This window comes from Pseudomonas fluorescens (genome assembly GCF_902497855.1).
GTDB classification, from domain to species: domain Bacteria; phylum Pseudomonadota; class Gammaproteobacteria; order Pseudomonadales; family Pseudomonadaceae; genus Aquipseudomonas; species Aquipseudomonas fluorescens_BI.
In genome coordinates, this window is the sequence record NZ_CABVHU010000019.1 from 105,357 (window position 1) to 128,228 (window position 22,872).

2 protein-coding genes are annotated in these 22,872 nt (G+C 64.5%); both read left to right on the top strand.

The window, feature by feature from the left end:
* Positions 1-7 precede the first annotated feature (7 nt).
* Entirely contained in the window at positions 8-10,981 is a 10,974-nt protein-coding gene (locus F8N96_RS29165; RefSeq protein ID WP_150800734.1) for a non-ribosomal peptide synthetase, read from the top strand.
* Positions 10,981-22,872: a non-ribosomal peptide synthase/polyketide synthase gene (locus F8N96_RS29170; RefSeq protein WP_150800735.1), complete on the top strand. Its 11,892-nt coding sequence runs from the start codon at positions 10,981-10,983 to the stop codon at positions 22,870-22,872. The genes F8N96_RS29165 and F8N96_RS29170 overlap by 1 nt, the downstream gene beginning before the upstream one ends.

Consider the following 22,872-nt stretch of genomic DNA (forward strand, 5'->3'; position numbering starts at 1 on the left):
CCCAGAAATGAATGCTGAAGACTCCTTGAAACTTGCTCGCCGGTTTATCGGGTTGCCCCTGGAAAAGCGCCAGATGTTCCTTGCGGCCTTGCACAAGGAGGGCGTTGATTTCGCCCGCTTCCCGATCCCTGCCGGTGTCGAAGCCGACGATCGCCAGGCGCTGTCGTACGCCCAGCAGCGCATGTGGTTTCTCTGGCAGCTGGACCCGCAAAGCGGCGCTTACAACCTGCCGGGTGCAGTGCGCCTGACCGGGCGGTTGAGCCTGTCGGCGCTGGAGCAAGCCTTCGCCAGTCTGGTGGCGCGTCACGAAACCCTGCGTACCGTGTTCCAGCGCCAGGCCGATGACACCTTGCTGCAAGTACCGGCCAGCGCGCCGCTGGTCATAGACCATGTGGATTTCAGCGCCTTACCGGCCACAGAGCGCGAACGGGCAGTCGCCCAGGCGGCCGAACAGCAATCCGTGCTGCCCTTTGATCTGTCAGTCGGCCCCTTGCTGCGCGTCACCTTGCTCAAGCTCGCCGAGCAGGAGCACGTGCTGCTGCTGACCCTGCACCACATCGTGTCCGACGGCTGGTCGATGAACGTGCTGATCGACGAATTCATCCGCTGCTACGACGCCTTCGAGGCGGGCCTGCAACCGCAACTCGCGCCGTTGCCGATCCAGTACAGCGACTACGCATTGTGGCAACGCCGTTGGCTGGAGGCGGGGGAGCAGGCGCGTCAGCTCGATTACTGGCAGGCGCAATTGGGCAGCGAACACCCGGTACTGGAGCTGCCCGCCGATCACCCGCGCCCGGCGATGCCGAGCTATCGCGGCACCCGATACGAATTCGCGGTCGACGCGCAACTGGCCGAGCAACTGCGCGCCACGGCGCAGAAACACAACATCACCCTGTTCATGCTCTTGCTCGGCGCCTTCAACGTGCTGCTGCACCGCTACACCGGGCAGACCGACATCCGCGTCGGCGTGCCGATCGCCAATCGCAACCGCGCCGAGATCGAAGGCCTGATCGGCTTCTTCGTCAACACCCAGGTACTGCGCACCCAGCTTGACGGCCAGACCCGCGTCGACGCATTGCTGCGCGGGATCAAGGAAACCGCCCTCGGCGCCCAGGCTCATCAGGACCTGCCGTTCGAGCGCCTGGTCGAGGCGCTGAAACTGGAGCGCAGCCTCAGCCACACGCCGCTGTTCCAGGTGATGTACAACCACCAGCCGCAGGTCGCGGATATCTCCACCGTCAGCACCGCGTCCGGCCTGGCGCTGGGCGTGATCGAGTGGGAAGGGCGCACCACGCAGTTCGACCTGACCCTGGACACTTATGAGAAAGGCGGCAAGCTGCACGCCGCGCTGACCTACGCCAATGACCTGTTCGACGCCTCGACCATCGCGCGCATGGCGCAGCACTGGACGCACCTGTTGCACGGCATGGTCAGCGATTCGCAGCAGCGCATCGGCGATTTGCCGCTGCTGGAAAAAACCGAATACCAACGCATCGTGAATGACTGGAATCGCGCAGACGAAAGCTTAGCCCAGGACCTGTGCATTCACGAGCTGATCAGCCAACAAGTCGCGCAAAACCCGACGGCACTGGCGGTGACCTTCGCCCACAAGCAACTGACGTACGCCGAGCTCGACACCCAGGCCAATCGCCTGGCCCACAAACTGATCGAGCTGGGTGTGGGCCCGGAAGTCCGGGTCGGCGTGGCGATGCAGCGTTCCGACACGCTGCTGGTGGCGCTGCTCGCGGTGCTCAAGGCCGGTGGCGCCTACGTGCCCCTGGACCCGGACTACCCGGCCGAGCGCGTTGCCTACATGCTAGAAGACAGCCGCGCCCTGGTGCTGCTGACGGAGCAATCCGTCGCGGCGACGCTCAGTGTGACGGCCGACACCCAAGTGGTGCTGATGGAAGACGGGCTATGGGCCGATTACCCCGGCAGCGCCCCGGTAACTCCGGTCACCCCGGACAACCTCGCCTACGTGATCTACACCTCCGGTTCCACCGGTAAACCGAAGGGCGTGGCCATCGCCCACCGCAACGTGCTGGCGCTGATCGACTGGTCGAAATCGGTCTACCGCCGCGAAGACATTCAAGGCGTTTTGGCCTCGACCTCGGTGTGCTTCGACCTGTCGGTGTGGGAGCTGTTCGTCACCCTGGCCAATGGCGGCTCGGTGATCATCGCCCGCAATGCCCTGGAATTGCCGCACCTGCCGGCCCGGGATCAGGTGCGCCTGATCAACACCGTGCCGTCGGCGATCAACGCCTTGCAGCGCGACGGGCAGATCCCGCCGGGCGTGCGCATCATCAACCTCGCTGGCGAGCCGCTGAAGCAGAGCCTGGTGGACGCCCTGTATCAGCAGCCCACCGTCGAACACGTCTACGACCTGTACGGCCCCTCGGAAGACACCACCTATTCGACCTGGACCCGCCGCGAGGCCGGTGGTCGCGCGAACATTGGCCGACCGCTGAAGCACACCGCCAGCTATGTACTCGACGCCGAGTTGCAACCGGTGCCCCAAGGCGTATCGGCCGAGCTGTATCTGTCGGGCGCGGGCATTACTCGCGGCTATCTGGCGCGCCCGGGCATGACCGCCGAGAAATACGTGCCGAACCCGTTCGCCAGCAACGGCGAGCGCCTGTACCGCACCGGCGACCTGACCCGTTATCAGGCCGACGGCACGCTGCAATACGTCGGTCGCATCGACCATCAGGTCAAGGTCCGTGGCTTCCGCATCGAACTGGGGGAGATCGAAGCCCGGTTGTTGCAGCAAGACCCGGTCCGCGAGCTGGCGGTGCTGGCGCAGGACGGCGTCAACGGTCAGCAACTGGTCGCCTACCTCGTGCCGACCGATCCTGCGTTGCTGGCTGACATCGACGCTCAAACGACCCTGCGTGAAACCCTGAAAACGGCGCTGCGCCAGCATTTGCCGGACTACATGGTCCCGGCGTTCCTGCTGTTCCTCGCACAATTGCCGCTGACCCCCAACGGCAAGCTCGACCGCAAGGCCTTGCCGGCCATCGACGGCACTCAGCAACAACGTGAACATGTCGCGCCACGCAGCAGTCTGGAAAAAGCCCTCGCGGCGATTTGGCAGGACGTGCTGGCCATCGACAACGTTGGCCTGGAAGACAACTTCTTCGAACTCGGCGGCGATTCCATCGTTTCCATGCAAGTGGTCAGTCGCGCGCGGCAGGCCGGGATCCTGTTGAGCCCCAAGGATCTGTTCCAGCACCAGACCATCCGCAGCCTGGCCCAGGCCGCTCGCAGCGGTGAACAGCAGCGGATCGACCAAGGCCCGGCCACTGGCACGGTGGCGTTGGCGCCGGTGCAACAGTGGTTCTTCGAGCACACCATTCCCGAGCGCCAGCACTGGAACCAGTCGCTGCTGCTGGTGCCGCGCGAGGCGTTGAATGTCGCGGCGCTCGATCATGTCTTGGAGCAATTGCTGACCCATCACGACAGCTTGCGCCTGCGATACGTAAAAACTGCTGAAGGCTGGCAGCAAAGCTATGCCGCGCCGACTACCGAGTCGGTGCTGTGGCAGCGCCAGGCGCAATCGGTCGAAGAACTCGCCGCTCTGTGCGACGAAGCCCAACGCAGCCTCGACTTGCAAAACGGCCCGTTACTGCGGGCGCTGCTGGTGGCAATGGCTGACGGCACCGAACGTTTGCTGCTGGTCATTCACCACTTGGCCGTAGACGGCGTTTCCTGGCGCGTGCTGCTGGAAGATCTGCAGCAGTTCTACAGCGGCAACGGATCAACCGTCAAAACCAGCACCTATCAGCGCTGGGTCACCCGTCTGCAGGATCATCTTCCAGCCTTTGAAAACAGCCTCGGTCACTGGCAAGCCCAGCTGCAAGGCGCACCCACCGATCTGCCCTGCGATCGTCCGCACGGTGCTCTGGAAAACCGCTTCGAGCATAAGCTCGAGCTCAAATTCGACACCGAGCAAACCCGCAAACTGCTGCAGCAAGCGCCGGCGGCTTATCGCACCCAGGTCAACGACCTGCTGCTGACCGCATTGGCGCGCGCGGTGTGCCGCTGGAGCGGGCAGGGCAGCACGCTGATCCAGCTGGAAGGCCATGGCCGCGAAGACCTGTTCGACGACATCGACCTGACCCGCACCGTCGGCTGGTTCACCAGCCTGTTCCCGGTCAACCTGATGCCTGCCAGCGATCTCGGCGCCTCGATCAAAGCCATCAAGGAACAACTGCGCGCCGTACCGGACAAAGGCCTGGGCTACGGCGCGTTGCGCTACCTCGGCACCGCGCCGATTCGTGCCGAACTGGCAGCGCTGTCGCAACCGCGCCTCACCTTCAACTATCTGGGGCAGTTCGATCGTCAGTTCGATGACGCGGCGATGTTCGTGCCGTCCACCGAAGGCAGCGGGGTGGCGCAGGACCCATCGGCGCCATTGGGCAACTGGCTGACGATCGAAGGTCAGGTGTATGGCGGCGAGTTGGCCCTGAGCTGGGGCTTCAGCCGCGAGATGTTTGACACCGCGACCATCCAGCGTCTGGCCGACGATTACGCGCTGGAGCTCACTGCGCTGATCGATCACTGCTGCGCCCTTGAAGCGCCGCAAGCCACGCCGTCGGACTTCCCGCTGGCGCGCATCAGTCAACTGCAACTCGACGCATTGCCGATCGCGACACTGGAAGACCTTTACCCGCTGTCGCCGATGCAGCAAGGCATGCTGTTCCATACCCTGTACGAACCCGAAGTCGGCGCCTACATCAGTCAGCTGCGCCTGGACATTCAAGGTCTCGATCCGCAGCGATTCGCCCAAGCCTGGCAAACCGCGCTGGAGCGCCACGGCATCCTGCGCAGCAGCTTCCACTGGCAAGGCCTCGACACCGCGCACCAGGCGATTGTCCGTCAGGTGGCGCTGCCGCTTGAAGTGCTTGAAGCGACCGACACCGACGTCCTGGCCGACGCCGAACGCGCCCAGGGTTTCGAATTGGGCCACGCGCCGCTGTTCCGCTTGAAGCTGGTCCGCATGGGCACCCATGACTGGCACCTGATCTATACCAGCCACCACATCCTGATGGACGGCTGGAGCAACGCGCAGTTGCTCGCCGAAGTGATCCAGCACTACGCCGCCGGGCAATCGCTGCCGGCGCCAAGCGGGCAATACCGCGACTATCTGGGTTGGTTGCAGCAGCAATCGACCGCCGCTGGCGAGCAGTTCTGGAAAGCGGCATTGGCGCCGCTGGAAGCCCCGACCTTGCTGGCCGAAGCCCTGCGTCCACCGGTGGGCGCCGAGGGTAGCGAAGCGTACCGCGTCGCCCTCGATAGCCGCGCAACCCAGCGCCTGGCCGAGTTCGCCCGCCAGCAGAAAGTCACCCTCAACACCTTGCTGCAAGCGGCCTGGAGTCTGTTGCTGCAACGCTATACCGGCCAGGACTGCGTAGTGTTCGGCGCCACCGTGGCCGGGCGTTCGGCGCCGCTGCCAGGGATTGAAGAACAGCTCGGGTTGTTCATCAACACCTTGCCGCTGGTCTGCGCGATGAAGCCGGATCAGACCGTCAGCCAGTGGCTGGGCGAGCTGCAAGGGCTGAACCTGGCCATGCGCGAGTTCGAGCATGTGCCGTTATACGATATTCAGGGCTGGGCGGGGCAACAGGGTGCTGCACTGTTCGACAGCCTATTGGTGTTCGAAAACTTCCCGGTGGCCGAAGCGCTGAAACAGGGCGCACCGGCCGGCCTGTCGTTCGCCAACCTGCACAACCACGAGCGCACGCACTATCCACTGACCCTGGGCATCGAGTTGGGCGAAGGCCTGAGCCTGGACTTCAGCTACGATGCGGCGCGATTCAGTGCGGCGCAGGTTGCCCAATTGTCGGCCAACCTGCAGCACCTGCTGGCGCAATTGGTCGCGCTGCCGGATGCGGCACTCGGCGCGCTGGAACTGCTCGATGCCGATGGCAAAGAGGCAGTGATCGCGATCAGCCAACCGGCGGCGGTCGAGTTATCCACAACCCGTTTGGTGCACGAACAAATCGCGGCTCAAGCCGCCGCCACGCCGGATGCGCTGGCACTGCGGGTTGATGGTCAGAGCCTGAGCTACGGCCAGCTGAACACTCAGGCCAATTGCCTGGCTCATCGTCTGATCGAAAACGGTGCCGGCCCCGGCAAACGCGTCGGCCTGGCACTGCATCGCGGTCCGCAGCTGATCGTCAGCCTGTTGGCGGTGCTCAAAAGCGGCGCGGCCTATGTACCGCTGGACCCGAAATACCCGGTCGAGCGTTTGGCCTACATGATCGATGACAGCCGACTCGACCTGCTGCTGTGCGAGTCCGGCCTGCTGGAAGATGTGCCACTGTCGGCGGGTGTGCTGCGTCTCAGCCTCGAAGACAGCGCCGGTTTCCCCGACAGTGCTCCGCAAAACCATGCGGTCGCCGAAGACCTTGCCTACATCATCTACACCTCCGGCTCCACCGGCCAACCCAAGGGCGTCGCCATCGCCCATGGGGCGCTGCGCGAGTTCTGCCAGACCGCCGCCGACTATTCGCGGCTGTCGGCTTCGGACCGCGTGCTGCAGTTCGCGACCTTCAGCTTCGATGGCTTCGTCGAGCAGTGCTTCCCGGCATTGTGCGTCGGCGCGGCATTGATCATGCGTGGCGACGACCTGTGGGATTCCGGTCGACTCGCCGCTGAAATCGTCCAGCAAGGTGTGACCGTCGCGGACTTGCCGGCGGCTTACTGGTATTTGCTGGCGCGCGAATGTGCGAGCGGTGTGGTGAGCAGCCTGGGCGATTTGCGCCAGGTTCACGTCGGTGGCGAAGCCATGTCGGTGGAAGGTTTGCGCTTGTGGCATCAGGCCGGTTTGAGTCCTGTGCGGTTGCTCAATACCTACGGCCCGACCGAGGCGACCGTGGTGTCCAGCGTTCATGAATGCCGTCTCGAGGATGCCAGCGACGCGTTTGGCGTTCCGATCGGTCGCGCCATCGCCGGTCGCGCGCTGTATGTGCTGGACGCTGCCGGTCAGCTGCTGCCAAACGGCGGCGTCGGTGAATTGTGCATCGGCGCCCCGGCCAGCCTGGCGCAAAGTTATTTTGATCGTCCGGCGCTGACCGCCGAGCGTTTCCTGCCGGACCCCTTTGCCCGTGAGCCGGGCGCGCGCCTGTACCGCAGCGGTGACCTGGCACGCTACAACGCTGACGGCAATCTGGAATACGTCGGTCGCATCGACCATCAAGTGAAGATTCGTGGTTTGCGCATTGAAATGGGCGAGATCGAAGCCTGCCTGCAAGCCCGTGAGGAAGTGCGCGAAGCTGCCGTCATCGCCCAGGACGGGACGCAACTGGTGGCTTACATCGTGGCCAGCGGTGCAGTGGCTTCCCAGGCTGAATATCTGGAAGAGCTCAAAGCCGTTCTGCGTCAGTCGCTGCCGGAATACATGGTGCCGAGCCATCTGATCCTGCTGGCCAGACTGCCGCTCAACAACAACGGCAAGCTCGACCGCAAAGCCTTGCCGCGCGTTGAAGCCGGCAATGCTCAACGGGATTTCGTAGCCCCCGCCGAAGGGCTGGAAACGCAACTGGCGCTGATCTGGCAAGAGGTGCTGCAGGTCGAGCAGGTGGGCCGCGACGACAACTTCTTCGAGCTGGGCGGTCACTCGCTCCTGGTGCTGCAGGTGATCTCCCGCGTACGTCAGCAGTTGCAGCTGGAACTGTCCGTGAGCAGCCTGTTCTCTGCCGCAAATCTGGCGGAGTTTGCCGAGCGTGCCGCACGGGCGAGCATCAGCGGCCAACCGGTCCTGCAACGTGCGGCGGCCGATCAGCCACAGATCCTGTCTTACGCCCAGCAACGCCAATGGATTCTCTGGCAGCTGGATCCCCAGAGTCCGGCCTACAACATTCCGGCCGCACTGCGCCTCAAAGGCGCGGTGAACCGCGAGGCCCTGCGCGAAGCGTTCGGTCAATTGCAGTCCCGTCACCAAACCCTGCGCACGACCTTCGAGCAGGATGGTCAGCAGGCACGTCCCGTGCTTCATGAAAACCTGTCGCTGCAACTGGAAGAACGCCATTGCGATCAGTTGTCGATCGACAGCGTCGTGGCCGAAGAAATCGCCCGGCCGTTCGATCTGCGTAACGGTCCGCTGTGGCGCGTATTGCTGCTGCAAGTCAATGCCAACGAGCATGTGCTGGTGCTGACCGTGCACCACATTGCTGCCGATGGCTGGTCGATGCAGGTCATGGTCGATGAATTCAGTGCGCTGTATCAGGCCGGTGTCGAAGGGAAGGCTGCGAACCTCAATAGCTTACCGGTGAACTACAGCGACTACGCCCGTTGGCAGCGCGATTGGCTGCAAGCCGGGGAGGGCGCACGCCAACTCAACTGGTGGCGCGAGCAACTGGCAGGCAGCCAGGCACCGCTTGAGTTACCGAGCGAACTCACCCGTCCGGCCCGTCGCACCGAGCGCGGCGCCAGCCTGGCATTGAACGTTGATCGCGAGTTGTTGGCCGGTTTGCGTCAACGCGCCCAGGAGCAACAGGTGACCTTGTTCATGCTGTTGCTGGCGAGCTTCCAGACTTTGCTGCATCGCCAGAGCGGCCAGTCGAGCATCAGCGTCGGCGTGCCGAGCGCCGGGCGTTCGCGCATTGAAACCGAAGGCCTGATCGGCTTCTTCATCAACACCCAGGTGCTGCGTGCCGAGATCGACGGGCAGCAACCGTTCAGTGCCTTGCTACAGCAGGTCAAGCAGGTTGCACTGGGCGCCCAGGCCAATCAGGACTTGCCGTTCGAGCAGTTGGTCGACGCCTTGCAGCCGGATCGCAGCCTCAATCACAGCCCGTTGTTCCAGGTGCTCTACAACCACCAGCAGCAGTTGGGCGCCAGCGTCGAGCGCACTGTCGCCGACTTGCAAGTCGAGCGTCTGCAATGGCAGCAGCACACCACGCAATTCGATCTGGTGCTCGATACCCAGGAGCAGGGCGAGGCGCTCGACGCCAGCCTGACCTACGCCACTGACCTGTACGACGAGGCTTCCATGCAGCGCCTCAGCGAGCAGTGGCTGAACCTGTTGCGAGCGGTGGTCATCGATCCGCAGCAGCGGGTGGCCGAACTGCCGTTGCTGCAAGCACCTCAATACGATGCGCTGATCCAGCACTGGAACCCGGCGTTCCAGGCGCAATCGCCGTCGCCGACCTTGCACCAGCTGTTCGAGGCCCAGGCTGCGCAACGTCCGACTGCAATCGCGCTCACCTGCGAAGGGGAACGGCTGACCTACGCTGCACTCAACGCCCAGGCCAACCGCCTGGCGCGCAAGCTGCGCGAGCAGGGCGTCGGTCCCGAGGTCAGGGTCGGTATCGCCACCGAGCGGGCGATGCCGCTGGTGGTGGGCTTGCTGGCGATCCTCAAGGCCGGCGGCGCCTACGTGCCACTGGACCCGCAATACCCGGCCGAGCGCCTGAGCTACATGATCGAAGACAGCGGCATCACCCTGCTGTTGACCCAACAACACCTCATCGATGGTTTACCGTCCCGCGACGGCGTGCAGGTATTGAGCCTGGAGTCGTTGCCACTGGACGCCTACAGCGCCGACAACTTGCCGACGCTGGCGGCCCCGGAAAACCTCGCCTACGTGATCTACACCTCCGGTTCCACCGGCCGGCCAAAAGGCGCATTGCTCAGCCATGGCAACGTCGGGCGTCTGCTCACGGCCACCACTGCCGAGTTCAACTTCGGCCCGGACGATGTCTGGACCCTGTTCCACTCCTACGCCTTCGACTTCTCGGTGTGGGAGCTGTTCGGCTCGCTGTGCACCGGCGGGCGCCTGGTCATCGTGCCGCATGACATCAGCCGCGAGCCGCAGGCGTTCCACCGTTTGCTCTGTGATGAGGGCGTGACGGTGTTGAACCAGACGCCGAGCGCGTTCCGCCAACTGTCGCCGGTCGCCTGCGCCAGCCCGCGAACCCTGGCACTGCGTCAGGTGATCTTCGGCGGCGAAGCCCTCGAAGTCGCGAGCCTGCGCCCCTGGTTCGAACGCTTCGGCGACCAGCAGCCGACCCTGGTGAATATGTACGGCATCACCGAAACCACGGTGCACGTGACCTACCGCGCCATCCGCCTGGCCGACCTCGACGGCAAGGCCCAGAGCCCGATCGGCCTGCCGATCCGCGACCTGCGCTGGTACTTGCTCGACAGCCAGTTGCAACCGGTGCCAGTCGGGGTGGCGGGGGAGTTGTACATCGCCGGCGCCGGCCTGGCCCGGGGTTATCACGGGCGTTTCGGCCTCACCGCCGAGCGCTTCGTGCCGAGCCCGTTCGATGCCGCGCAGCGCCTGTATCGCAGCGGCGACCTGGCCCGTCAGCGGGCCGACGGCAGCATCGACTACCTGGGGCGGATCGACCAGCAAGTGAAGATTCGCGGCTTTCGCATCGAACTGGGGGAAATCGAGGCTGCGTTGCTGACGCAACCGGGCGTGTGTCAGGCGGTGCTGAGCGTGCACTCGGGCGACGCCGGGCCGCAGCTGTGCGCCTATGTCGTCGCCGAACACACCCCGCACGACCCGATCGCCTGGCGCGACACCCTGCGCGCCGCGCTCAAGGTCGATCTGCCGGACTACATGGTGCCGAGTCACTGGCTGCTGCTGGAGGCCTTGCCCCTGACCGGCAACGGCAAGCTCGACCGCAAGGCCTTGCCGCTGCCCGATGCCGAGGACTGGCAACGACCGTTCGAAGGCCCCGAGGGCGACCTCGAACAGCAACTGGCGGCAATCTGGGCCGAGGTGCTCGGCGTGGCGCAGATCGGCCGGCGCGACAACTTCTTTGAACTGGGCGGGCATTCGCTGCTCGCCGCCCAGGCCAGCGCCCGCGTGGAGCTGGAACTGGGCATCGAGCTGCCGCTGCGCGCGCTGTTCGAATCCACCGACCTGCAGGCTTATGCCGCCATGGCCGGGCAACACGCCCCGGCTGACAACGATGCACGTCTTGATGCGCTCGAGTCGCTTCTGGACGAGATGGAGATCAACTGATGGAACACACCACTGCCCAGCGTATCGCCAGCCGCTTCGCCGGCCTGCCTGCGGACAAGCGCCGCGAATTTCTGCAACGCATGCAAGAGCAGGGCGTGAGCTTCGGCCAGTTGCCGATTCCGCCCGCCGCCGAGCCGCAAGCGAGCTTCGAACTGTCCTATGCGCAGCAGCGCCAATGGTTCCTCTGGCAGCTCGATCCGCAGAGTTCGGCGTACAACATTCCAGCCGCCCTGCGCTTGCACGGGCCGCTGAATGTCGCGGCATTGCAGCAGAGTTTCGACGTGCTGCTGGAGCGGCATCAGAGCCTGCGCAGCCGTTTCGTCGAAGACGACGGCCAGGTGCTGCAGACGCTCGCCGAATTCACTGCGTTGCCGATCGAGCAGATCGACTTGCGCGGCGAATCTCAAGATCAACGCCTCGATCTGGCGATGAAAACCGTCGAGCAGGAGATTGCCCGGCCGTTCGATCTGCAACACGGTCCGCTGCTGCGGGTCAGCCTGTTGCAGCTCGATGCCGACGACCATGTGCTGTTGCTGACCCTGCACCACATCGTCACCGATGGCTGGTCGATGGGCGTGTTGGTGGAGGAGTTTTCCCGGCTCTACGCTGCCCATTGCCAAGGGCAGGGCGCTGCGTTGGAAGCTCTGCCGATCCAGTATTCCGACTACGCCCTGTGGCAACGCCGCTGGATGGAAGCGGGTGAGTTGGAACGCCAGCTCAACTGGTGGCGCGACACCCTGGGCAGCGAACAACCGCTGCTGGAATTGCCGACTGATCGCCCGCGCCCGGCGCAACCGAGCCAACGGGGCGCGCGTCTGGATTTCGCCCTCGATGCACGTCTGAGCAGCGGCCTGATGAGCCTGGCCAGACAGCGCGGCGTCACGCCGTTCATGCTGTTGCTGGCGAGCTTCCAGGCCTTGCTCTATCGCTACAGCGGTCAGTCCGACGTGCGCGTTGGCGTGCCGATTGCCAACCGTAATCGCGCGGAAACCCGAGCCCTGATCGGCTTCTTCGTCAACACCCAAGTGCTGCGCGCCGAACTCGACGGGCGCCTGCCGTTCAGCCAGTTGCTCGACCAGACCCGCGCCGCTTCACTGGATGCCCAGGATTATCAGGATTTGCCGTTCGAGCGGCTGGTGCAGGCGCTGCAAGGCGAACGCAGCCTCAGCCACAGCCCGTTGTTCCAGGTGATGTTCAACCACCAGCAAGCCAAGCCGGCAGCGGTCAGCGGCTTGCTCGCCGGGCTACGGGTCGAGGCGCTGAACGCCACGGCCCATACCACTCAGTTCGACCTGCAACTGGACACCCAGGAGGAGGGCGACCAGCTGTTCGCCAGCCTGACCTACGCCACCGATCTGTTCGACGCCGAGCGCATCGAACACCTGGCTCGCCATTGGCGCAACCTGTTGGCCGGGGTGCTGGCGAACCCGCAATGCCCGCTCGCCGAGCTGCCATTGCTGGAAGCCGACGAGCGCCTGCGCATTCTGGATGACCTCAACGACACTGCTCAGGTTTACCCGGGCGAAGTCTGCGTGCAGCGCCATTTCGAAGAACGTGTGATTGAAGACGGTGACGCGACCGCTCTGGTGTTCCAGGGCCAGTCCTTGAGTTACGCCGAGCTGAACCTGCGCGCCAACCGCCTGGCCCGTCACTTGCACGCCCAGGGCGTCGGTCCGGAAGTGCTGGTGGGGATTGCCTGCGACCGCTCGCTGGAAATGGTCGTCGGCCTGCTGGCGATCCTCAAGGCCGGTGGCGCCTATGTGCCGCTGGACCCGGAGTACCCCCTCGATCGCCTGAGCTACATGATTGAAGACAGCGGCATTTCGCTGTTGCTCACCCAGGAGCATCTGCTGGCGCAATTGCCGACCCCGGATAATGTGCGCACTCTGTGCCTGCACGCCGAGGCCGATTGGCTGAGCGATTTGCCGGGCACTGATCTGCCTGCTTCTGATTTAAAGAGCCGGGCGGTGGCCGAAAACCTCGCCTATGTGATCTATACCTCCGGTTCCACCGGCAAACCCAAAGGCGCAGGCAACCGTCATGTGGCGCTGCACAACCGTCTGGAGTGGATGCAGGAAGCCTACAACCTGCTGCCGAGCGACCGGGTGCTGCAAAAAACGCCGTTCAGTTTCGACGTGTCGGTGTGGGAATTTTTCTGGCCGCTGATGAAGGGCGCCACCTTGGTCATCGCCGCGCCGGGCGAGCATCGCGATCCGCAACGCCTGGCCGCGCTGATCGTCGAGCAGGCGATCACCACGCTGCACTTCGTGCCGTCGATGCTCTCGGCGTTCATCGGTGCCGACGAGTCACTGGCCTGCACCTCGTTGCAGCGGATCATCTGCAGCGGCGAAGCGCTGCCGATGGAGCTGCAACGCCAGACCTTGCGCAGCCTGCCCCAAGCCAGTCTCTACAACCTCTACGGCCCGACCGAAGCGGCCATCGACGTGACCCACTGGACCTGCGCGGAAGAAGGCCGCGACAGCGTGCCGATCGGCCGGCCGATCGCCAACCTGCGCACCTGCATCCTCGACAGCGAACTGCAACCCTTGCCGCTGGGTGCGGTGGGTGAGTTGTACCTCGGCGGTGTCGGCCTGGCTCGCGGTTACCACCGCCGTGGCGCGTTGACTGCCGAGCGTTTCGTGGTCGATCCCTTTGGCAGTGGCGAGCGCCTGTACCGCACCGGTGACCTGGCACGCTACCGCGCCGATGGCGCCATCGACTACTGCGGGCGGATCGACCATCAAGTGAAGATTCGCGGTTTGCGCATCGAACTGGGGGAAATCGAAGCGCGCCTGCAAGAACATGCCGACGTGCAAGAAGCCGTGGTGCTGGCGCTCGATGGCCCGAGCGGCAAGCAGCTGGTTGCGTACATCGTGCCGCAAGATCGAGCCTTGGTCAGCGCCAATGCCGAACAACAAGGCGCGTGGCGTGAAACCCTGAAAAGCCATTTGCTGGCGAGCCTGCCGGATTACATGGTGCCGGCGCAGACCGTGCTGATCGAACAGATGCCTTTGAGCCCCAACGGCAAACTCGACCGCAAACGCCTGCCTGCGCCGACCGTGCAGGTCAGCCAGCGGGCGTTCGAAGCACCGCGCAGCGAACATGAACAGGTGCTGGCGCAGATCTGGCAGGACGTGTTGGGCGTGGAGCAGGTCGGGCGGCAGGACAATTTCTTCGAACTGGGCGGCGACTCGATCATTTCGATCCAGGTGGTCAGCCGTGCCCGTCGCGCCGGCCTGAGCCTGCAACCGCGCGATCTGTTCCAGCAGCAAACCTTGCAAGCGCTGGCCGCCGTCGTGAAAGAACAGGCCGCGCCGCTGGCGCAACAAGGGCCGGTGGAGGGTGTGCAAACACTCACGCCGATCCAGCGCTGGTTCTTCGACGAGCCGATCCCGCACCGTGCGCACTGGAACCAGGCCGTGCTGCTGGTACCGCGGGAAACCCTCGAATTGCCGCGCCTGCAAGCCGCTCTGCAACGCTTGCTCAAGCAGCATGATGCCCTGCGTTTGCGCTTCAGTCAGGTCGCCACGACACCGCAATCCCTGCAGGATCCCTGTGGGAGCGAGCCTGCTCGCGATGGCGGTGGGTCAGGCAACATCAATGTTGCGGGTGCTGGCCTCATCGCGAGCAGGCTCGCTCCCACAGAGTGGTCGGCGCGTTATGTCGGCGCCGACAGTGCCGACGTCGTCGACATGCTCTGGACCGCTCGCGTGGCCAGCGATGCCTCGCTGGAATCGGTGTGCGACGAAGCCCAGCGTAGCCTGAGCCTGCAAGACGGGCCGTTGCTCCGAGTCGCCTTGATCGCTCAGGCCGATGGCTCGCAACGGTTATTGTTGGTGATCCATCACCTGGCAGTGGACGGTGTGTCCTGGCGGGTGTTGCTGGAAGATTTGCAGGCGGCCTACCAAGGGCAAGACCTGCCGCCGAAGACCAGCTCGTTCCAGGCCTGGGCGGACAAACTCGAGGCGTATGCACGCTCCGAAGCCGCTGCCGGCGAACTGGACGGCTGGCTGGCACAGCTGCGCCTCGCCAATGATTCGCTGCCAGCCGCCAATGCCCAGGCCAGCCAGGCCGGGCATCTGCGCCAAGGCGTCAGCATCGGCCTGGACCGCGAACAGACCCGCCAGCTGCTGCAACAGGCGCCGGCGATCTACCGCACCCAGGTCAACGACCTGCTGCTGACCGCACTGGCCCGTACCCTCAGCCGCTGGACCGGTCACGCATCGGCGCTGATCCAGCTCGAAGGCCACGGCCGCGAAGAGCTGTTCGACGACATCGACCTGACCCGCACCGTCGGCTGGTTCTCCAGCCTGTTCCCGGTGTGCCTGACGCCGACCGCCGACCTTGCCGGTTCGATCAAGGCGATCAAGCAGCAGCTGCGCGAGATCCCCGGCAAAGGCATGGGCTACGGCCTGTTGCGTTACATGGGCGATGCCACGACCCAGGCGACGCTGGCCGCATTGCCGCAAGCGCGGGTCACCTTCAACTACCTCGGGCAGTTCGACCAGAGCTTTGCCGAGGACGCGTTGTTCACCCCGGCGCGCGAATCCAGCGGTGCCGCACAATCGGCAGACGCACCCTTGCCGAACTGGCTGTCGGTGGACGGCCAGGTCTATGGCGGCGAACTGAAACTGGACTGGACCTTCAGCCGCGAATGCTTCGACCGGCGCGAGATCGAAGCGCTGGCGGCGGACTACCAAAGCGAATTGCTGGCGCTGATCGCCCACTGCCTGAGCGATGGCGCAGGCGGCGTGACCCCGGCGGACTTCCCGCTGGCGCGTCTGAGCCAAACGCAACTCGATGGCCTGCCGGTGCCGCCGGCGCAGATCGAAGACCTGTATCCACTGTCACCGATGCAGGCCGGTCTGCTGTTCCACAGCCTCTACGAATCCGAATCCGGCGCCTACGTGAACCAGCTCAGCGTCGAAGCCCGCGGCCTCGATGCCGAGCGCTTGGGCCGCGCCTGGCAAGCGGTGCTCGACACCCACCCGATACTGCGCAGCAGTTTCCACTTCCCGGACGGCTTCGAAGCGCCGGTGCAATTGGTCCATCGTCACCTGCACTTGCCGCTGACCTGCCTTGACTGGCGCGACCGCAGTGACCAGGCCGAAGCGCTGGCGCAGTTGATCGACAGCGAACGCCTGCAACTCGATTCGACCCGGGCGCCGCTGATGCGCCTGACCCTGGTGCGCCTCGACGACGAGCGTCAGCAACTGATCTACACCCACCATCACCTGTTGCTCGACGGCTGGAGCAACTCGCTGCTGTTGAGCGAAGTGCTGCAGCGTTATGCCGGGCAGGACGTGCAGGCAACCACCGGGCGTTTCGCCGACTACATCGGCTGGCTGCAACGACAGGACGCCCAGGCCGACGAGCTGTTCTGGCGCGAGCAACTGGCGACCCTGGACAACCCGACCCTGCTGGCCCAGAGCCTGGCCCATGGCAACAGTAAAAACCTGTCGACGGCGGAGTTCGCCGACCATCGCCAGACCTTCGATGTCGCCACCAGCAAGCGCTTCAGCGACTTCGCCCGCCAGCAGAAAGTCACCCTCAACACCCTGGTGCAAGGCGCCTGGGCACTGTTGCTGCAACGCTACAGCGGCCAGCGCAGCGTCGCGTTCGGCGCGACCGTGGCGGGGCGCCCGGTGGACTTGCCGGGCGCTGAAAGCCAGCTTGGCCTGTTCATCAACACCTTGCCGGTGATCAGCAGCCCGGACGCCGTTGAAAGCGTCGAACAATGGCTGACCCGCTTGCAGGCGCAAAACCTGGAACTGCGTGAGCATGAGTTCACCGCCCTCGGCGACATTCAGCGCTGGGCCGGGCGTGCCGGCGAGCCGCTGTTCGACAGCCTGCTGGTGTTCGAAAACTTCCCGGTGGCCGAAGCGCTGCAACAGGGCGCGCCGGCCGGTTTGAGCTTCTCCATTCCGCAGAACCATGAACGCACCAACTTCCCGCTGACGCTGGCGGCCACCGCCGAAAGCCAGCTCAGCCTGAACTGGAGCTACCAGTGCGCGCACTTCAGCAGCGACGCCATTGCCCGCATGAGCGAGCATTTGGCCGCGCTGCTGGCGGCGATGGTCGCCGCGCCCCAGGTGGCATTGAGTGAACTGGACCTGCTGACCGCCCCGGAACGCGCGCAACAGTTGCTTGAGTGGAACCCGGCGTTCACCGCGCAGGAAAACCCGCTCTGCGTGCATCAGTTGATCGAAAACCAGGCCGTCATCCGCCCGGACGCCACGGCGCTGATCTTCAACGACCTGGCATTGAGCTTCGACCAGCTCAACCGTCGTGCCAACCAGTTGGCCCACCGCCTGCGCGAGCTGGGCATCGGCCCGGAAGTGCGGGTCGGCCTGGCGATGCAGCGCTCGCCGGACATGATCATTGGCCTGTTGGCCATCCTCAAGGCCGGCGGCGCCTACGTGCCCCTGGACCCTGCCTACCCGGCCGAACGCCTGCGTTATCTGATGGAAGACAGCGGCATTTCGCTGCTGCTCAGCCAATCGTGGCTGCGGGAAAAACTGCCATTGCCCGAAGGCTTGTCGGTGCTGGAAATCGACCGCGAACCACTGGACTTGATGTCGGAAATCAACCCGGTCAACCTGACCTGCGGCGAGAACCTGGCCTACCTGATCTACACCTCGGGCTCCACCGGCCGGCCCAAAGGCGTGAGCGTGGCCCACGGTCCGCTGGCCATGCATTGCCTGTCGATCGGCGAGTTGTACGGCATGACCCCGGACGATCGCGAGCTGCAATTCGCCTCGATCAGCTTCGACGGCGCCCACGAGCGCTGGTTGACGCCGCTGGTGTTCGGTTCGGCGGTGATGCCGCGGGACGATGAGTTGTGGAGCGTGGAGCGCACCTGCGCCGAGATCGAAAAGCACGGCATCACCATCGCCTGCTTCACCCCGACCTACCTGGCGCAGATCGCCGATTTCATGGGCGAAGCGGGGCGCGATCTGCCGATCCGTTCCTACACCCCGTGCGGTGAAGGCATGGCCAAGCATGCGTTCGATGAGGTGCAGCAGGTGCTGCAACCCAAGCGCCTGATCAATGGCTACGGCCCGACCGAAACCGTGATTACACCGCTGATCTGGCTGGCGTATCCGGATACCGAGTTCGACTCGGCGTTCATGCCGATTGGCCGGCCGGTCGGCAATCGCAGCGCCTATATCCTGGACGGCGGCTTGCAGCCGTTGCCAGTCGGCGTGGCGGGGGAGTTGTACCTGGGTGGCGAAGGCGTCGCCCGGGGTTACCACCGGCGGCCGGACCTGACCGCTGAACGTTTCGTGCCGGATCCATTCGTACCGGGTGGCCGCTTGTATCGCAGTGGCGACCTCGCGCGGTTCCGCGCCGATGGCGTGGTCGAGTACCTGGGCCGTATCGACCAGCAAGTGAAGATTCGCGGATTCCGTATCGAGCTCGGTGAAATCGAAGCCTGCCTGATGGAGCATGAGGGCGTGCGTGAAGCCTTCGTGATTGACCGCGAAGGCCCGGTGAGCCGCCAGTTGGTCGGCTACGTGGTGCCGCGCGATCCGCTCGCCGATGAGCAGGATTTGCGTGAAGCGCTGATCGTTCACCTGCGCAGCCGTTTGCCGGCGCACATGCTGCCAGCGCATTTGATGTGCCTGGCCGCGTTGCCGCTGACGCCGAACGGCAAGCTTGATCGCCAAGGCCTGCCCGCGCCTGAAGCGTCGCGTCAGAACCACGATCAAGTCGCCGCTGCCTCACCGGCCGAAGCCTTGCTGGTGGAGATCTGGCAGGAACTGCTGGGCCTGGATTCGGTGGGCGTCACCGAGAACTTCTTCGAGCTTGGCGGGGACTCCATCATCTCGCTGCAAGCCGTGAGCCGTGCCGGGCAGCGCGGGCTGGTGTTCAGTCCGAAGCAACTGTTCGAACAGCAAACCATCCGGGCACTCGCTGCGGTGGCGACCCGTCGTGAAGCGGCGTTGGTAGAAACGCCGAAAGTCCCTGCTTTTGCGCTGGTGCCGCACATCGACATCGCCGCTCGCGAAGGTCTGCAAGACCTGTATCCACTGTCGCCGATGCAACAAGGCATGCTGTTCCATTGCCTCGATTCACCGGAACTGAACCCCTACGTCAACCAGTTGAGCGTGGCGGTGGACGGCTTGCAGGTGCTGCGTTTCCGTGCGGCCTGGCAGACCCTGGTCGAGCGTCACGAAGTGCTGCGCGCGGCGTTCCGCTGGCGCGATGGTCTGGCCGATCCGCTGCAAGCGGTGTTCACCGACGTCGAGTTGCCGATCGAAGAACTCGACTGGCGCGAGCGCACCGACACCGAGCAGGCGTTGGGCGAACTGGCGGCAGCGGAACAAGCCAAGGGCTTCGACCTGAGCTGCCCGCCGTTGATGCGCTTTATCCTGGTACGCCTGGGCGATGACCGTTACCAGATGATCTGGATCTACCATCACCTGTTGCTGGACGGCTGGAGCGCCTCGCGACTGTTGGCCGACATGCTGCGCCTGTACCACAACGACAGCCTGCCGACCCTGACCGGACGCTACGCCGACTACATCGCCTGGCTGCAACGCCAGGACGGGGCGCAGGCCGAAGGCTTCTGGCGCGAGCGCCTGGCATTGCTCGAAGAACCGACCATCCTGGCCAAGGCTTCCGGTGCTGCAGGTTCCGGCCACGGCGTGATGTACAGCAACCTCGACGCCGAGGCGACGCGCAAACTGCACACCTTCGCCAAGCGTCAACGCGTGACCCTCAACACCCTGGTGCAAGGCGCCTGGCTGTTGCTGCTGCAACGCCACAGCGGCCAGCGCAGCGTCGCATTCGGCGCCACGGTGGCGGGGCGTCCGACCGGGCTTGCCGGTGCGCAGGACATGCTCGGCCTGTTCATCAACACCTTGCCGGTGATCCAGACCCTCGACCCGCAACAGCCGTTGGGCGAGTGGTTGCGCGCGTTGCAGGATTACAACCTGATGGTCCGCGACTACGAGCACACGCCGTTGTCGGACATCCAGCGCTGGGCCGGGCAGGGTGGCCAGGGCCTGTTCGACAGCATCATCGTGTTCGAAAACCATCCGGTGGACCGTGCCTTGAAAGGGGGCGAGGAAGGTGAGTTGCGCTTTGCCGAAGTCGGCAGCGGCGGGGTCACCAACTTCCCGATGGACTTGATGGTCAGCGCCAACGAGGAAGGTCTGGAAGTCGAATACCTGTTTCTGCGTGATCGCTTCAGCGAGCTGGAAGTTGAGCGGATTCGTGCGCAGCTTGAAGGGTTGCTGCGTGCGTTGCCTGAAGATGCTACTTGTCTGCTGGGCAATATCGGTTTGCCTGAAGCGGTTATCAGCCTGCCGCAAGCGAGCGATGACCCTGCCGATCTGCTGCACGCCTTCAATCAGCATGTGTGCAACCAGCCGCAGAAAATCGCCTTGATCTGTGAAGATCGGCAAGTCAGTTATGCCGAGCTTGAGGTCCGGGCCAATGGGTTGGCACAGCAGTTGATTGGTCATGGTATCGGTGCGGAAAGTCTGGTGGCAGTGGCGTTGCCGCGCTCCGAACGCACCATCGTCGCGTTCCTTGCGGTGCTCAAGGCCGGGGCGGCTTATTTGCCTTTGGACCTGGCGTACCCAGCCGAGCGACTGGCCTACATGTTGAGCGATTCGGCGGCCAGCCTCTTGCTGTGCGACAGCGATCTGGGTGAACGACTGAAGCTGGCCGACAGCCCGCCACGCCTGTTGCTGGATCAACTGAGCGTTGCCGACGGCGTTGCTAGCCCGGTTGTCCATCCATTGCCGGGGCACCTGGCGTACCTGATCTACACCTCCGGTTCCACTGGCCAACCGAAAGGCGTGGCGGTGGCGCGCGGGCCGATTGCCCGGCATTGCCGCGGCATCATCAACCTCTACGAACTGGCACCACGCAGCCGCGAACTGCACTTCATGTCCTTCGCTTTCGACGGCGCCCAGGAGCGCTGGCTGAGTGTGATGTTGGCCGGCGGCAGCCTGGTGATCCGCGACGACAGCCTGTGGACCCCGGAACAAACCCTGGACGTGCTGCATCGCCACAACGTCACCGTGGCCTGCTTCCCGCCGGCGTATCTGCAACAAATGGCGGAAGTGGCCGAGCGCCTGGGCAATCCGCCGGCGGTCGAGGTGTATTGCTTCGGTGGTGATGCGGTGCCGGAAGCCAGTTTCGAGCAGGTCAAACGCGCTCTGCGGCCGCAGCGTCTGGTCAATGGCTACGGCCCGACCGAAACCGTGGTCACGCCGCTGTTGTGGCGTGCCGAAGTCAGCGAAACCTGTGATGCGGCCTATGCACCGATCGGCCGTGGTGTCGCCGGGCGTGGCTTGTACGTACTCGACGCCGACCTCAATCCATTGCCGGTGGGTGTCAGCGGCGAGCTGTACCTGGGCGGCGAATGCCTGGCGCGTGGTTATCACCAGCGTCCGGGCATGAGTGCGGAACGCTTCATCCCCGATCCGTTCGAGGCCGGTGGCCGCATGTACCGCACCGGCGACCTGGTGCGCCAGCGTGAGTGTGGGTTGATCGACTACCTGGGGCGTCTCGACCAGCAAGTGAAGATTCGTGGTTTCCGCATCGAACTGGGGGAAATCGAAGCCCGCCTGCGCGATTGCGCCGGGGTGCAGGATGCCGCCGTGGTGGTGCACGACACGCCGACTGGCAAGCAGTTGGTGGGCTACGTGGTGGCTGGCGGTGCTGTTGGGCTGGATCGCCGCTTGAAATCTGAACTGCAAGCGCAACTGCCGGACTACATGGTGCCGGCACGGATCCTGGTGCTGGAACGCTTCCCGCTGTCGGCCAACGGCAAGCTGGATCGTCGCGCACTGCCTGCACCTGAATGGGCACTGGGTGGTTACCGCGCACCGCGCAACGCACTGGAAACGGCGCTGACCGCGATCTGGCAAGAAGTGCTCGGCGTGCCGCAGGTAGGCATCGACGACAACTTCTTCGAACTGGGCGGCGACTCGTTGCAGGTGCTCAAGGTCATCTCGCGGGTGCGCAGCCAGCCGCAACTGGGCTTTGAGTTGAAGCTGCGGGACCTGATGCAGAAGCCGTGCATCGCCGAACTCAGTGGTTATCAGGCTGCCGAGCCGGCGTCTGCGCCGGATCCGCTGCTGGCGCTGAATGCGCGAATCCCCAACGTGCCGGCGCTGTTCTGCCTGCACGCCGGTTTCGGCACGGTGTTCGACTACGAACCGCTGGCGCGGCGCCTGGAAGGACGGCGCACGGTGTACGGCCTGCAATGCCGGATGCTGCTCGATCCGCAATGGCAGGACGCGTCGCTGCTGGCCATGGCCCAGGCCTACACGCAACGGATTCGCACGCAACAGCCTGAAGGCCCGTACTATTTGCTCGGCTGGTCGCTGGGTGGCGCGTTGACGCAACTGGTTGCCCATGAATTGGAATCCCAGGGTCAGACGGTGGCGTTTGCCGGGCTGGTCGATAGTTATGTGGCGGGCACGGCGCAGGCGTCGGACTGGCGAGAAGATTTGGCGGACTTCTTGAAGTTTGTCCTTGGTCAGCCGTCTAAAGAAGCACAGGCGTTGATTGCCGCGAAAGCCGCAGGCCTGAACGAGCGCGAAGGCGCCGCCGCAGTGATCGAAGCGGCCATGCACGGCGCCAATGACCACGCGGCGTTGGGCGCCAGTGAACTGACGCAGATCTTCGCCACCGGTTCGTCGCTCAAGCAACTGTCACTGGCGCAACGACAACTGCCCGCGATCCAGGCCACTGCCCATCGCTGGTGGGTGGCGGGTCGTGACGACGAACGCCGGGTGTTCGAAGCCCAGGTTGGTCGTCATGGCGTTGATCGCCTATTGGCCGGTGGACACTACGAACTGCTGCGCAGCGACGAATTGCTCGACGAACTCGAACACCTGCTGGAGCGCCGCATGGCCACCGCATAA

Excerpts from the sequence above, each read along its gene's own strand:
- F8N96_RS29170 (WP_150800735.1), top strand. The coding sequence starts at position 10,981 with ATGGAACACACCACTGCCCAGCGTATCGCCAGCCGCTTCGCCGGCCTG.
- F8N96_RS29165 (WP_150800734.1), top strand. The coding sequence starts at position 8 with ATGAATGCTGAAGACTCCTTGAAACTTGCTCGCCGGTTTATCGGGTTG.